This window comes from Burkholderia sp. NLJ2 (genome assembly GCF_049487195.1).
Taxonomy (GTDB): domain Bacteria; phylum Pseudomonadota; class Gammaproteobacteria; order Burkholderiales; family Burkholderiaceae; genus Burkholderia; species Burkholderia pyrrocinia.
The window spans coordinates 482,785-495,558 of the sequence record NZ_CP137809.1; the positions used below are offsets into that span (position 1 = coordinate 482,785).

Here is a 12,774-nt window from a genome sequence, read left to right on the forward strand (position 1 = left end):
GGCGGCACCGTTCAACTGCCGCCGGCGGTCGCCGGATCGTCGAAGAAGTAGTCGCGCCACGACTTCGGCTCGTTGCGGATCGCGCCGGTGCGGTGCATGAACTGCGCGAGCGGCAGCGTGTTCTGCGGCGCGGTCTTGAACTGCACTTGCGGATTGCGCAGGATCTTCAACAGCAGCGCGCGATCGATCTTCGATGCATTCACGCGGATATAGGTATCGGCCGCACGCTCGGGGTCGGCCGCGATCTGCCGCGCAGCGTCGGCCAGCGCAGCGACGAACGCGCGATAGGTCTTCGGGTTGTCGTCGCGGAATTTCTCGGTGGCGTACAGCACGGTCGCGGAGCTCGGGCCGCCGAGCACGTCGTACGAATTCAGCACGATATGCGCGTTCGGGTTGCCGGCCAGCTCCTGCTCCTGGAACGGCGGATTGCCGAAATGGCCGGTGATCACGCTGCCGTTCGCCAGGATCGCGGCCGTCGCGTCGGGGTGCGGAATCGCCTGCGTGAGCGCGTCGAGCTTGTCGAACTGCTTGTCGCCCCACTGCTTCGCGGCCGCGTATTGCAGCACGCGCGACTGCACCGACACGCCGACCGCCGGCACTGCGATGCGGTCCTTCGCGCCGAGGTCGGCGATCGTCTTCACGTTCGGGTTGCTGCTGACGAGGTAGTACGGGAAATTGCCGAGCGACGCGACACCCTTCACGTTCTGCCGGCCGCGCGTGCGGTCCCACACGGTCAGCAGCGGCCCGACGCCCGCGCCCGCGATGTCGACCGCACCGGACAGCAGCGCGTCGTTCACGGCCGCGCCGCCCGACAGCCGCACCCAGTCGACCTTGATGTCGATGCCGGCCTTGCGCCCTTCCTTTTCGATCAGTTGCTGGTCGCGCGCGACGTTCAGCATCAGGTAGACGACGCCGAACTGCTCGGCGATGCGGATGCGGCCCTCCGCGTGCGCGGCTTGCGGTATGACGGCGCCGGCGAACGCAAGCGCGGCGGTGAGCGTGGCCGCCAGCGCGCGGCGCGCCGGCAAAAACGAAAACGACATCGGAACTCCGGTCAGGATGGGGCGGAAGAATGACGCGGCACGCGGCTCAGAAAGGCGCGTCGCCTTCGATCGTCGTGCGGTACAGCTTGCGACGCAGGTGGTCGGGCGTGCCGGCGGCGAGATGCATCAGCGAGCGGTTGTCCCAGAACACGAGATCGTGCGTGCGCCATGGGTGCCGGTACAGGTGTTCGGCGCGCACGCTGTGCGCGAACAGCTCGTCGAGCAGCGCGCGGCTTTCGTCGTCGGGCAAGCCGACGATGCGCGTCGTGAAATGCTCGCTGACGAACAGTGCGTTGCGGCCCGTTTCCGGATGCGTGCGCACGACCGGATGCACGACGGCTTCGACCTGCGCGATCTGCTCGGGCGACAGGTTCGGCCGCCACGGGCTGCGCGCCTGCAGTTCCGCATAACGCGCGAGATACGTATGCTCGGCGCGCCGCCCTTCGACCGCGCGACGCAGGTGGGCCGGCAGCGTGTCCCAGGCGAGATGCATGTTCGCGAACAGCGTGTCGCCGCCCTCGGCCGGCAATTCCTGCGCGTGCAGCAGCGAACCGAGGCTCGGCTTCTCCTTGTACGACAGGTCGGAATGCCAGAAATGGCCCGCGTCGCCGAGCCCGATCGGCTTGCCGTTCTCGACGATGTTCGACACGATCAGCACCTCCGGGTGCCCGGCGAGTGCGAACTGGTGCAGCACATGGATCTGCAGCGGGCCGAAGCGGCGGCTGAATGCGATGTGCTCGTCCGGCGTGATGCGCTGGTCGCGAAACACCAGCACGTGATGGTCGAGATGCGCGCGATGGATGCGCGCGAAACCGTCGGCGTCGAGCGGCTGCGACAGGTCGAGGCCGACCACTTCGGCGCCGAGCGGCGCGTCGAACGGAACGATGTCGAAGCGCTGCGCCGCACTGCCCGGCCGCGATGCGGGCGGCTGCCCGGCGGAAAGCGTTGCGGTGTCGCGGATGGCGGTAGTCGTCACGGTACGGCCCCTGATTCGGTCAAAACGCGAATCTACGAGTGCGTGCCGGAATGCGTCAACGAAGCGATTCGGATACGTTTATCTGCTGCGGTCATAAAGATCGCTGCTCGGGCATACGCGCGGCAACGGGCGGTTCCGCCGCGCGCGAAACCGTCCTGCACGCCAATCACGTATCCGCCCGGATACGGAAATGCCGTTGCCCGCGATTTCATACCATCTTGTTCCCGTTCGGGAACGAAACAACCATCCAGCCACCTGCGACGCACTTCCGTTTCCGAACGGATACGAATCAATACCCGAACCCGCGAGTTGTGCAATACTGTTCCCGCTCAGATACGAAGCACGGAGAACATCATGCCGGAGACTCGGTCCGTCAACACGATCGGCGCACTCGCCAACCTCATTCGCGCCGTGCGGCTCCAGCAGGGGTTCACGCGGGACGAGCTCGCGAACGCCACGGGGCTCTCGCCGAAATTCATCAGCCAGGTGGAAGCCGGGAAGCCGACCGCGCAAATCGGCAAGGTGCTGCTGCTGCTCGGCGAACTGGGCGTGAGCCTGTTCGCGCAGTCGTCGATCGAGATTTCGGCGGAAAACGCGCTCAAGGCCGCTCAACGCCGCAGGAGCAGCCATGGCTAGAACGCTGATCGCGTCCGCGAACGGGCTGCGCATGGGCAGGCTGACCGACGACAAGGGCGTCTGGTCGTTCACGTACGACGCGCAGTGGCTGGCCTCGCCACGCGCGTACCCGCTGTCGCCCGCTTTCGCGCTGCGCGCCGACACCTTCACCGACAACTCGACCGATCGCCCGGTCCAGTGGTTCTTCGACAACCTGCTGCCCGAAGAAGGCATGCGGACGTCGCTCGCACGCGAAGCGAAGGTCGATGCCGCCGATGCGTGGGGCCTGCTCGCGTATTTCGGGCGCGAATCGGCCGGCGCGCTCACGCTGCTGGCCGAAGGCGAACAGGAGGCCGCCGGCAGCATGCAGCCGCTTGCGCTCGACGAACTCGAGCGCCGCATCCAGGCCATGCCCGAGCGCGCGCTGACGGCCACCGCGCCCAAGCGCATGTCGGCGGCCGGCGCGCAGCAGAAACTGCTGGTGATCCTGCGCGGCGACGCGCCAGATTATGCGCTGTTCGAACCGGTGGGCAGCGAGCCGTCGATGCATCTGCTGAAGCCGGACATGCGCGCCGCCGGCTATCCGCATTCGGCGATCAACGAATTCTTCTGCATGACGCTCGCGAAGCGGATGGGCCTCGACGTTCCGGACGTGCATTTTCTTCGTGCGCCGTCCGCGTGCTACGTGATCGACCGCTTCGACCGCGACACCGCGTCGGAGCCGGCCGGACGCCTGCACACGATCGACGCGATGCAGTTGCTGAACTACGATCGCGGCTTCAAGTACCAGCGCGCGAACGCGGAGGCGCTCGGCCGCGCGATCGGGCAGACCAGCACGCGCGCACTCGCGCGCCTGTCGGTGTTCCGCTGGACGATCTTCAACGTGGTGGTCGGCAATGGCGACGCGCACCTGAAAAACCTGTCGTTCTTCGTCGACGCGCGCGGCTACCGGCTTGCGCCGTTCTACGACATCGTCAGCACGGTCGTCTATCACACGCCCACGCACCGGCCCGACCATCGCGGCGATCACTGGCCGCACTGCGAACTGACGATGCCGCTCGGCACGGCGACGCGCTTCTCCGACATCGACGTGAGCGCGCTGATCGCGTTCGGCAACGCGCTCGGGCTCAAGGACAAGGCGGCCGAAAGCGAGCTTCGGCGCTTTCTCGAACCGCTCGATCGCAGCGTCGCGCAGACGCTCGATGAAGTGCGCGAGATCGCCCGCCCCGATGCCGGGGAAATCCGCCTGCTGAACTCGATTGCGTCGATGCCGATCGCGGAGATGGGCCGCGCGCTTCGTCAGGCGCGTGGATAAGCGGTTGTCGGCGTTCGCGCTGCATTTCAAGCGGCGGCTGGGATTCGGACTGCTCGCCACGCGCGTATCGCCATGACATGCCGGCCGGGTCGGACGGCCAGCGTCAGCGATCGCGAGACGTCGTCACTCGCCGACGGCATCCATCGATCCATCCAGCCATCGAACGATCGACGCGAGATTCCGCTCTTGCCGGTCGCACGCATGCAGGCACAGCACGCGATCCTCGCCGACCGGCGGCTCGAGGGTGTCGAACTGATTCGAAACGAGCGCGGCCGGAAACTCGTGCCCGACTCGACCCGATACGCGCTTCAACGCCTCGTCCATTTCGATTTCGAGATAGACGAACCGCAACCCGGGAACGCGCGCGCGCAGCCGGGCGCGATAAGCGGCCCTCAGCGCCGAGCACGACAACACGACGGAAGCGCCCGGCGCCGTCATCATGCTTGCCAGCCGGTCCAGCCACGGCTCCCGATCGGCATCGTCCAGCGCGATGCCGTTGCGCATCTTGTGCTTGCTTTCCGGCAGGTGGTAATCGTCGCCCTCGACGAACACGCCGCCGACGGCAGCCGCCAGCCTCGCGCCAAGCGTCGACTTCCCGCAACCGGACACGCCCATCACGGCGATCCTGTGTCTCGTCTCTACCGATGCCATTCCGATTCTCACTGGCAAGCGCCGATTGCCGGCTGCCGCGGTCTGGATGGCGTGTTTCCACGCCATCGAACGGCCACGCTACGAAACCGGCGTGAACTTCAGCTGACTGATCGGCGTGACCTTGTCGGTCCGTACCAGACCGTACGGCGTCTTCGGTCCCAGCCATTTATCGAAGATCGCCTGCATCTGCCCGCTCTGTTCGAGCGACGCCAGCGCCTGGTTCACGGCGCCGAGCATCCCCTGCTCGCTCAGACGCAACCCGACGGCAATCGGCTCGATCAACATCGGCTCGGCTGCAATGGTGACCGCGCCGTCCGTGCCCTCGACCTGTTTCGCGATCTTGATCGCCGTCATCTGGTTGGTCACGAACCCCTTCACCTTGCCTTGCGCGAGCGCGAGAAACGCGGAGCTCGTGTCGTGGAACGTCACCGCCTGGCCATCCTTGATCGACAGCGGGATCGACTGCGCCGACGTCGATCCATCGGCCGCGCTGATCTTCTGGCCCGTGAAATCGGCGAGCTTCTTGCCGCCGTCTGCTTTTTTCACGACCAGCACTTCCTTGGTCGAGTAATACGCATCGCTGAACGCGACCTGGGTCGCCCGCGTCTTCGTATAAGCGAGGTTGGCTACGACGATATCCACTCGCCCGAGCTTCAATTGCGGAATGCGCGCCTCGACGGCAAGCGGCGAGAGTTTCGCCTTCACACCGATCTGCTTCGCGATCGCGTTGCAGAGGTCGACGTCCATCCCCTCGAGCTGGCGTGTCTGCGCGTTCGGATAGGAAAAAGGCTCGACGTTCGAATACACGCCGCAGTTCAGTTCGCCGCGCGACTTGACATCGGCCAACTGATCCGCGCGAGCGGGCGCGACGTACATGAAGATGCCGACCGACAGCAGCATTCCCGCGATGACTTTCAACTTTTCCATCGTGTAACCCCTTGAGGCTTGACTGACAAACATGTTTTGAAATGAACTACGGAAGACCTGCGGTGCCCGGCCGGCCGCGCTCGCGATCAATGCGAACGCAGATCCGACAGGAATTTTTTCGCGCGCGCGTGCTTCGGCGCCGTGAAGAATGCATCGGGCTCGGCCGTCTCGAGAATCGTTCCCGCATCCATGAACCAGATGCGGTCGGCGACTTCACGCGCAAACCCCATTTCGTGCGTCACGCACATCATCGTCATGCCTTCCTGCGCGAGACTCTTCATCACGCTCAGCACCTCGCCGACCATCTCCGGATCGAGCGCGCTGGTCGGTTCGTCGAACAACATCGCCGGCGGGTTCATCGCGAGCGCCCGCGCAATCGCGACGCGTTGTTGCTGCCCGCCCGACAACTGGGGCGGATAGGCGTTCGCCTTGTTCGACAATCCGACGCGGGCGAGCAAATCCAGCGCCTTGCTCTCCGCATCTGCGCGCTTCACACCGCTGACGCGAATCGGCGCGAGCGTGATGTTTTCCAGTACCGACAAATGCGGGAAGAGATTGAATTGCTGGAACACGAACCCGATACGGCTTCGATAGGCGTTCACGCTCATCTTCCGGTCGTGGATGTCCTGTCCGCCGAACGAAATCTTGCCGCGATTGATTTCTTCCAGCCGGTTGACCGTGCGAATCAGTGTCGACTTCCCGGAACCCGACGGCCCGCAGACAACCACCACTTCGCCTTTGCGCACCTCGGCGTTGATGTCGACGAGCGCGTGATATTCGCCATACCACTTGTTGACGTTGGAAAACTTGATCATGCGAGTTCCTTGAGAGAGTCGGGTCACTCAGTTCCCGGTGGATACCGAGCCGGCCAGCGAAACTGCGTTCGCCGACTTCGCGCGGACGTTCATGCCGGCACGCTTGCGTGTCACACGGCGTTCCAGGTATTGCGCGAACTGCGTCAGCGCATAACAGAGCGCGAAATAGCAGAGCGCGAGGATCAGATAGACCGGGAACGGCTTCGTCAGCAGCCGGTTGTTGATCTGGTCGGCCGCGAACGAGATCTCCTGGACGTTGATGATGTAGCCGAGCGACGTCTCCTTGATGGTCGACACGAACTGCGTCATCATGCTCGGCACCACGTTGTACAGGGTCTGCGGCAGGACCACGCACCGCATGGTCTTCAGGTAGCTCATGCCGAGCGCACGCGACGCCTCGACCTGCCCTTTCGGCAGCGCTTCGATGCCGCCGCGAATGATCTCGCCGAGATACGCCGAGTCGTACACGACGAGCGCGCACAGCATCGTGACGAACCCCGTTACCGGATAGCCGGTGAGCACGGGCACGAGGAAGTACACCCAGAACACGACCATCAGCAGCGGCACGCCGCGCACCGCGTAGACGAGCGCGGTGGCCGGCGCGCGCAGCACCGGAAACGGGCTGATTCTCGCGAGCGCAACGAGTATCCCGAGCGGAAACGCGATCGCGAGCGCGGCGACGGAAAGCAGGATCGTCAGCACGATGCCGCCGAGCGGCCCGTGCGGATACTGACCGATCAGCAACAACGCCCAGTTGTCCCGAATGATCTCGAACATGGTCATTTCACTCCCGGAATACGGTAGAAGGCTGCGAGCCGTGCGCCCAGGAGCATGATCAGCAGCGAGATGGCCAGATACATCACGGTTGCGACGAAATACGATTCGAACGACAGGAACGTGTCGTTCTCGATCTGCCGCGTCACGTAGGTCAGCTCCGCGGCGCCGATCGCCATCGCGAGGCTCGTGTTCTTGAAGAGCAGCACCGCATGATTGACCATCGGCGGGATTGCGTTTCGCAGCGCCTGCGGCAGGACAACATGGCGCATCCCCTTCAGGAAGTTCAGGCCGAGCGCGCGGCAGGCTTCGTACTGGCCATACGGAACGGCGCGCAACCCGCTGCGGATGTCTTCCGAGAAATAGGCGCCGCTGCACAGCCCGATCGCGACGACCGCGAACACGAACTGGCCGTTGTACTGGTTGAGAAGCGCCTGAATCCCGGCAGGCAGGATGTTCGAAATGCCGAAGTACCAGAACAGGATCTGCACGAGCATCGGCACGTTGCGGTGATACGCGACGAACGCGGCGACGAAGCGCTCCGCGATCCGGATATTCGTCATGCGAATCAATGTGAGGGTCAGCCCTATCGCGAGCGACAGTAGCCACGCCGAAATGGCCATCAACAGCGTCAGCTCGATGCCGTGCAGAAACAGTGCGCCGTAGTCGCCTCGCAGCACTGCAGAAAGGTCAAAATGCAGCTTCATAGTCCGCGCCTCTGGAATGAATCCGGATCGTGGCGTACCGCGATGCCGGATCCGCCACCCCTTCGTCGTTCAACACGGCGGTCGACATCGATGACCGCGTTGAATTCATACTAGCTCGCAAAAAAACCGGCTTGCAGACGCCTTTCTTCTGGTGCGATAAGTTTGGTCGATGACCTGCCCGCACGGCCACCCGAGCCCCGTCCGGCGGCGCTGCGCGCCATGTTCCCGTCGACCGGAATGCCGCCTGTGCCGCGACGCCGCGGGGTAAATACCCACGCGCCCCGACCATGCAGCGACCGGTGCGACAACGTCCGCTATCGACCGATGCGCGGCGCATCGATCAACACCTGAGGATTGACGGGTGTCGGCGGCTGGCCGGCGTGCGGCCCCGCGCCCAGCGCCGCGATCAGGTTGTCGACGGCGAGCGACGCCATCGCTCGCCGTGTCGCCACCGATGCACTGCCGATATGCGGCGTCAGCACCACGTTCTTCTGCGCGAGCAATGCCGGACATACGACCGGCTCGCCCTCGAAGACATCGAGTCCCGCCGCGGCGATCGCGCCTTCGGCGAGCGCGGCAGCCAGTGCGCTGTCGTCGACCACGCCACCCCGTGCGATGTTCGTCAGCGTGGCCGTCGATTTCATCTGCCTGAGTTCGTGCGCGCCGATCGCATGATGGGAGCTCGACGAATACGGCACCACGACGATCAGGTGGTCGGATTCGCGCAGCAGCGCATCCTTGTCGACATGGCGCGCACGGCAACTCGCCTCCACTTCGGGCGACAACCGCGAACGGTTGTGATAGATCACCTTCATGCCGAAGCCCAGCGCGCCGCGACGCGCGATCGCCTGGCCGATGCGGCCCATGCCCAGTATCCCGAGCGTCGCGCCATGAATGTCCGCGCCGACGAACATGTCGTAGCGCCCCGTTTTCGTCCATGCGCCGCGGCGCAGGTAGTGCTCGGATTCGGTGATGCGCCGCGCGGTCGCCATCATCAGCGCAAACCCGAAATCCGCGGTCGTTTCGGTCAGCACATCCGGTGTGTTGGTCACGATCACGCCGCGCGCGGAGCACGCGTCGACATCGATGTTGTTGTAGCCGACACCGATGTTGCAGACCGCCTCGAGCCCGGGGCAGGCATCGAGCAGGGTCGCGTCGATCCGGTCGCTGCCCGCGGTGACGGCGCCGCGTTTCCCCTGCAGCCGGGCGATCAGTTCCGGTTGCGACCAGATCGTGTCGTCCGGGTTGTCGGTCACGTCGAAGGGCTCCCGCAAACGGTCGACGATGTCGGGAAACGAAGCTCGGGTCACAAGAATCGACGCTCGCATGACAATACTCCTTGCTGGATTTCGGTAAGGGTTGAATGAGTCGGACCGTGCCGGCCTCCGAGGCCACCCCGGTGCGCGTCGCATCGCGAACGCCATCGCCCGAGATGTGCGTGCGGAGCGGCGTCAGCCGAACGTGCCGACTTCGTGGGTTACGGCCACGGAGATTTCGCGTATCGATTCGAACCACTGCCGCATCGGCGCGAAAATCTCGCGGTGCTCTCTCGCATAGGAACCCGGCGCGCGCGGCGCGGCGGGCTCGGCGTACTCGTATTCGGTCGTATCGTCCGTCCGCTCGGGAAATATCCGTGCGAGTACCGACAGCACGGACGGCATGTCGAGGCCGACGATCGCCCGATGCAGATCGTCGACCGTCACATCGGGCCGCGGCGAAAATTCCGGAATCTCCGTCGCCTTCAACCAGACCCGTTGAATCAGCGCAAGCCGCAGCGCATGCAGCAGCATTTCGCGATCGCTCATGCGTGCGCGATTCGGCCATACGGCGCGCAGCGCCAGATCGTCGGCCAGCGCGCGGCGAAACATCGCCCGCGTCGCCGTGGACGCGTCGATCCGCTCCAGCATCGCGGCGACCGCGAGCATCGCGTCCCGCGCACCGCCATCCGCCGTATGAAGCGCGCGGTCGAGCCACGTGCCGGGATCGAGCAAGGACGTCACGGCTCTCAGCACCTCGATGTCGGAGTGCGCGAACGCCGCTTCCGCGAGATCGAGCGCGCGCCTGAATCTGCGGCTGCGCCCGCGCATCTCCGCGAATCCCTCCGGCTGCCGGGCGGCAGCGGCGCCCAGCCCGTGCACGGTGTTCGCGCACCAGCCGAGTTGTTGCAGGATCGCGTTGTTCGGGATCGCACGCAGTTCGCTCGGGTGGCGAATCCGGGCGCGGAACGCGGCGCCGTCCGCTTGCCGCGCTGCGGGCCGCGAGCCCGTGCGGTCGAGCAGCGCGGGGCCGAACGCGCTCAGCATCGCCGTATAGCCTGCGTCATCGACGAGCGTCGTCATCGTCGCGCGGATCGAGCCGAAGAAATCGGCAGCGAAATCCGGATCGTCGTAGATCGGATCGTCGACCGGGCCGACCGCATGATGGAACGCATGCTCGGCGATCCGCGCGACCGTCGCAAGCGCCAGCGCCGGCGTGCCGAACAGCAGATAGCCGTCGCCGCCCTGGAATGCGCTCTCCTCCCGTACCTGCAACCCCCAATCGTTCAACGCATGGCGCGACGCCGTCGGCGACAGGTATTTGAGGCGGTCGGCGAGCGAGCCGGGATGCGCGCCGCGGCCGACGCTTTCGCCGTGCGTGTCGAACAGCACGACCTCGACGCCGTTCAGCCCGTGGCGCGCGAGCATGCCGGTAATCTTCATCCTGAGCCGCTCGATCAGGTAGCTCGCGGCAAGCTGGCCGACATAGCGGCCCGAATCCGAATAACCGAATTGCAGTGCCAACCGTCCGTGCGATTTCACGTAGGCGCGATAGTGCGGGCTGCGCAGCGCTTCATCGAGGACATGCGCGCCATGCTCGAGCGCCTCCTCGGTCTCGAACAGCGGGCTGATTTCCACGTGCCGCTCCACGCCGAACTGCCGTGCCAGCCACAGCGCGACCAGCAACGTGTATCCGCTCTCCGTCTCCGCGATCAGGAATCGAACCGGTGTCGCGCCGTCGATGTGCTTGACGAGCTGCGCAATCGTCATCATCGTCCGCGCCGCCGTCGCCTGCTCCGCGAGCAGCGCGCCGAAGTCGACCGGCAGCGGCTGCACCTTGTCCAGCTCGGCGTTGATCGCCGCCAGCATCGCGCGCCGATGCAGCGGCGCATCGACGGAATCGGCGATATTGAGTCTTTGACGCGCGGCGTTATGAAGCTGCGCGGCGTTCAGCCGGAAATGCGTATGCGCGAGCGCAAGTCCGTGCGATGCGAGGCCCGCACGCGACACGGCCAGCGCCAGCTTGTCGCGATCGGGCGCATCCGCGATCGCGTCGCGATAAAGCGCGTCCAGGGTTTCGGGATCCACCAGTGCGTCGCCGCGGTGCGCGACGAGCGCCCGTGCGAACCGGGAAGTCTGGCACGCGTCCGCACCATCCGGGCAGGCTGCGATCTGGTGGTCCAGCACATCGAGGGCCTTCGCGACGCGTGCGTTCAGCGTCCGCGCGCCGTCGATGGCGGACGTCTGCCGATGAATGCGCGCGAACTGCAGGCGCTTGATCCGCAGACGAAATCGCAGCGTATCCCACCAACCGATGTCGGTTCGCCCGTCGGTGTCGTAGCCGACCCAGGTCGCCACGATCAACGGCCGCGGCACCAGCTCCAGCCAACGGTCGGGAAATGCCCGGCGTGCCGCCGACAGCAACGCGGCGTTGAAGCGATCCAGCGCATCGCGCGCATGATCGATCGCCTGCACCGATTGCTCGAACTCCGCGTCGAGCGTGACCGTCCCTGGGCGATGCGACTCGAATCGCCGCGGCGCCGCGCCGCAAGCGCGATCCGCGAGATGGCGCGCGACCTCGGGGTTCAGCGCGAAGGTCGGATGGCCGGTGAATACCGCTGCATAACGGGTGCGCTCGGCACGCGCGCGAAAGCCGTCCCAGTCGTTCGCGTCGCCCACGACACGACCGGCAATCGATTCGAGCGCCGCTTCGTTCGCGTCGGCACCGACGCCGCCGACATAGGCGGCGATCCGCGCCGCCCGATCCGAGAACGCCTGATCGCGCAGCTGTCTCACCAGTTCGTGCGTGTCTTCGCCGCCGATTCGCCCGTCGTCGATCGCCTGCATGATCGCGCATGCGAGCGCCAGCACCGGATTGGCGAACGGGTCACCCTCCGAGCGCTCGCGCGTCGCGGCGGTCAGCGCAAGCAGCCGGTTCGCCAGCGCCGTGACGGCAACGCTTTCGCATGCTTCGCCGCGAGGTTCCATCGCTCAGCCAGCCATGTTCGCTTCGAACGCGTCGATCCACGAACGATCGAAGCGGCCTTCCCTGATCGACTGGATCGTGTCGGCTTCCTTGCGCATCTGCGCGCGCGCCTTCCCGATCAGGTATTCGGCCTCTTCCTGCGGAAACGCGACGAGGCCGTCGTCGTCGCCGACGACGATATCGCCGGGATGGATCACCAGGCCATCGATCGACACGGGCACGTTGATCTCGCCGGGACCGGCCTTGTAAGGACCCTTGTGCGTGACGCCTCGTGCAAACACCGGGAAATCCTTCTCGCGGATCGCCGCGACGTCGCGAATCGCGCCGTCGAGCACGAGCCCGGCCACGCCGATGCTCTCCGCATACATCGACATGATTTCGCCGAGCAGCGCCTGGGTGACGTCGCCGCCGCCGTCGACGACCAGCACGTCGCCCGGCCGGCAATACTCGAAGGCGCGGTGAATCGCGAGATTGTCGCCGCGGCGCACGCGTACCGTGACCGCGGTGCCGACCATCCCGCCCGACCGGTGATAGGGGCGCAGCGCGGCCGTGCCGACGATGCGCCGCATGTTGTCGCTGATCAGCGCGGCCGGAATGTCGCGCAGCGCGTCGATGATCGCAGGATCGGCCTGCGGTGCCGACGCGTTCTTTCGGGAACCGATACGTTGCTGCATGATGTGCTCTCCGTTCGTGTGGACGTGACCGAATC

Annotated in this window: 12 protein-coding genes; 2 read left to right on the forward strand and 10 right to left on the reverse strand. The window is 65.6% G+C overall.

The window, feature by feature from the left end; all coding sequences use genetic code 11:
• Positions 1–11: 11 nt before the first annotated feature.
• Positions 12–1,043, reverse strand: a complete 1,032-nt coding sequence (locus R9B84_RS18735; protein ID WP_423760857.1) for an ABC transporter substrate-binding protein — start codon at positions 1,041–1,043, stop codon at positions 12–14.
• A gap of 46 nt (positions 1,044–1,089) precedes the next feature.
• Positions 1,090–2,019, reverse strand: coding sequence for a TauD/TfdA dioxygenase family protein (locus tag R9B84_RS18740; protein ID WP_423760858.1), 930 nt, complete (start codon positions 2,017–2,019; stop codon positions 1,090–1,092).
• A gap of 354 nt (positions 2,020–2,373) precedes the next feature.
• On the opposite strand from R9B84_RS18740, the gene R9B84_RS18745 reads away from it, so the two are divergent.
• Both R9B84_RS18745 and R9B84_RS18750 read left to right on the forward strand, forming a co-directional pair.
• Complete coding sequence (locus R9B84_RS18745; RefSeq protein WP_096475974.1) at positions 2,374–2,655, forward strand: helix-turn-helix domain-containing protein; 282 nt, start codon at positions 2,374–2,376, stop codon at positions 2,653–2,655.
• Positions 2,648–3,949 carry a HipA domain-containing protein gene (locus tag R9B84_RS18750; protein ID WP_423760859.1) on the forward strand — a complete coding sequence of 434 codons (1,302 nt, stop codon included), beginning with the start codon at positions 2,648–2,650 and terminating at the stop codon, positions 3,947–3,949. The genes R9B84_RS18745 and R9B84_RS18750 overlap by 8 nt, the downstream gene beginning before the upstream one ends.
• Positions 3,950–4,072: 123 nt before the next feature.
• Here the strand turns inward: R9B84_RS18750 and R9B84_RS18755 are convergent, their stop codons facing one another.
• The 8 genes from R9B84_RS18755 to R9B84_RS18790 all read right to left on the reverse strand — a co-directional run bounded on the left by R9B84_RS18755 (position 4,073) and on the right by R9B84_RS18790 (position 12,739).
• Complete coding sequence (locus R9B84_RS18755; protein WP_423760860.1) at positions 4,073–4,666, reverse strand: gluconokinase; 594 nt, start codon at positions 4,664–4,666, stop codon at positions 4,073–4,075.
• A 12-nt stretch (positions 4,667–4,678) separates the two neighbouring features.
• Positions 4,679–5,527 carry a transporter substrate-binding domain-containing protein gene (locus R9B84_RS18760; RefSeq protein ID WP_423760861.1) on the reverse strand — a complete coding sequence of 283 codons (849 nt, stop codon included), beginning with the start codon at positions 5,525–5,527 and terminating at the stop codon, positions 4,679–4,681.
• An 86-nt stretch (positions 5,528–5,613) separates the two neighbouring features.
• Positions 5,614–6,342, reverse strand: a complete 729-nt coding sequence (locus R9B84_RS18765; protein ID WP_423760862.1) for an amino acid ABC transporter ATP-binding protein — start codon at positions 6,340–6,342, stop codon at positions 5,614–5,616.
• 27 nt (positions 6,343–6,369) lie between these two features.
• Positions 6,370–7,119, reverse strand: a complete 750-nt coding sequence (locus tag R9B84_RS18770) for an amino acid ABC transporter permease (RefSeq protein WP_423760863.1) — start codon at positions 7,117–7,119, stop codon at positions 6,370–6,372.
• A 2-nt stretch (positions 7,120–7,121) separates the two neighbouring features.
• A complete protein-coding gene (locus tag R9B84_RS18775) occupies positions 7,122–7,823 on the reverse strand; it encodes an amino acid ABC transporter permease (RefSeq protein WP_423760864.1) in 702 nt (233 codons plus the stop codon).
• Positions 7,824–8,137: 314 nt separating this feature from the next.
• Positions 8,138–9,151 carry a 2-hydroxyacid dehydrogenase gene (locus R9B84_RS18780; RefSeq protein ID WP_423760865.1) on the reverse strand — a complete coding sequence of 338 codons (1,014 nt, stop codon included), beginning with the start codon at positions 9,149–9,151 and terminating at the stop codon, positions 8,138–8,140.
• A gap of 123 nt (positions 9,152–9,274) precedes the next feature.
• Positions 9,275–12,067 (reverse strand): phosphoenolpyruvate carboxylase, encoded by a 2,793-nt coding sequence (locus tag R9B84_RS18785; RefSeq protein WP_423760866.1) that lies wholly within the window; start codon positions 12,065–12,067, stop codon positions 9,275–9,277.
• A gap of 3 nt (positions 12,068–12,070) precedes the next feature.
• The gene (locus R9B84_RS18790; RefSeq protein WP_423760867.1) at positions 12,071–12,739 is read right to left on the reverse strand and encodes an RraA family protein; all 669 of its coding nucleotides are present in this window, start codon (positions 12,737–12,739) and stop codon (positions 12,071–12,073) included.
• Positions 12,740–12,774: the final 35 nt, after the last annotated feature.

Excerpts from the sequence above, each read along its gene's own strand:
- R9B84_RS18735 (WP_423760857.1), bottom strand. The coding sequence starts at position 1,043 with ATGTCGTTTTCGTTTTTGCCGGCGCGCCGCGCGCTGGCGGCCACGCTC.
- R9B84_RS18745 (WP_096475974.1), top strand. The coding sequence starts at position 2,374 with ATGCCGGAGACTCGGTCCGTCAACACGATCGGCGCACTCGCCAACCTC.
- R9B84_RS18750 (WP_423760859.1), top strand. The coding sequence starts at position 2,648 with ATGGCTAGAACGCTGATCGCGTCCGCGAACGGGCTGCGCATGGGCAGG.
- R9B84_RS18755 (WP_423760860.1), bottom strand. The coding sequence starts at position 4,666 with ATGGCGTGGAAACACGCCATCCAGACCGCGGCAGCCGGCAATCGGCGC.
- R9B84_RS18760 (WP_423760861.1), bottom strand. The coding sequence starts at position 5,527 with ATGGAAAAGTTGAAAGTCATCGCGGGAATGCTGCTGTCGGTCGGCATC.
- R9B84_RS18765 (WP_423760862.1), bottom strand. The coding sequence starts at position 6,342 with ATGATCAAGTTTTCCAACGTCAACAAGTGGTATGGCGAATATCACGCG.
- R9B84_RS18770 (WP_423760863.1), bottom strand. The coding sequence starts at position 7,119 with ATGTTCGAGATCATTCGGGACAACTGGGCGTTGTTGCTGATCGGTCAG.
- R9B84_RS18775 (WP_423760864.1), bottom strand. The coding sequence starts at position 7,823 with ATGAAGCTGCATTTTGACCTTTCTGCAGTGCTGCGAGGCGACTACGGC.
- R9B84_RS18780 (WP_423760865.1), bottom strand. The coding sequence starts at position 9,151 with ATGCGAGCGTCGATTCTTGTGACCCGAGCTTCGTTTCCCGACATCGTC.
- R9B84_RS18785 (WP_423760866.1), bottom strand. The coding sequence starts at position 12,067 with ATGGAACCTCGCGGCGAAGCATGCGAAAGCGTTGCCGTCACGGCGCTG.
- R9B84_RS18790 (WP_423760867.1), bottom strand. The coding sequence starts at position 12,739 with ATGCAGCAACGTATCGGTTCCCGAAAGAACGCGTCGGCACCGCAGGCC.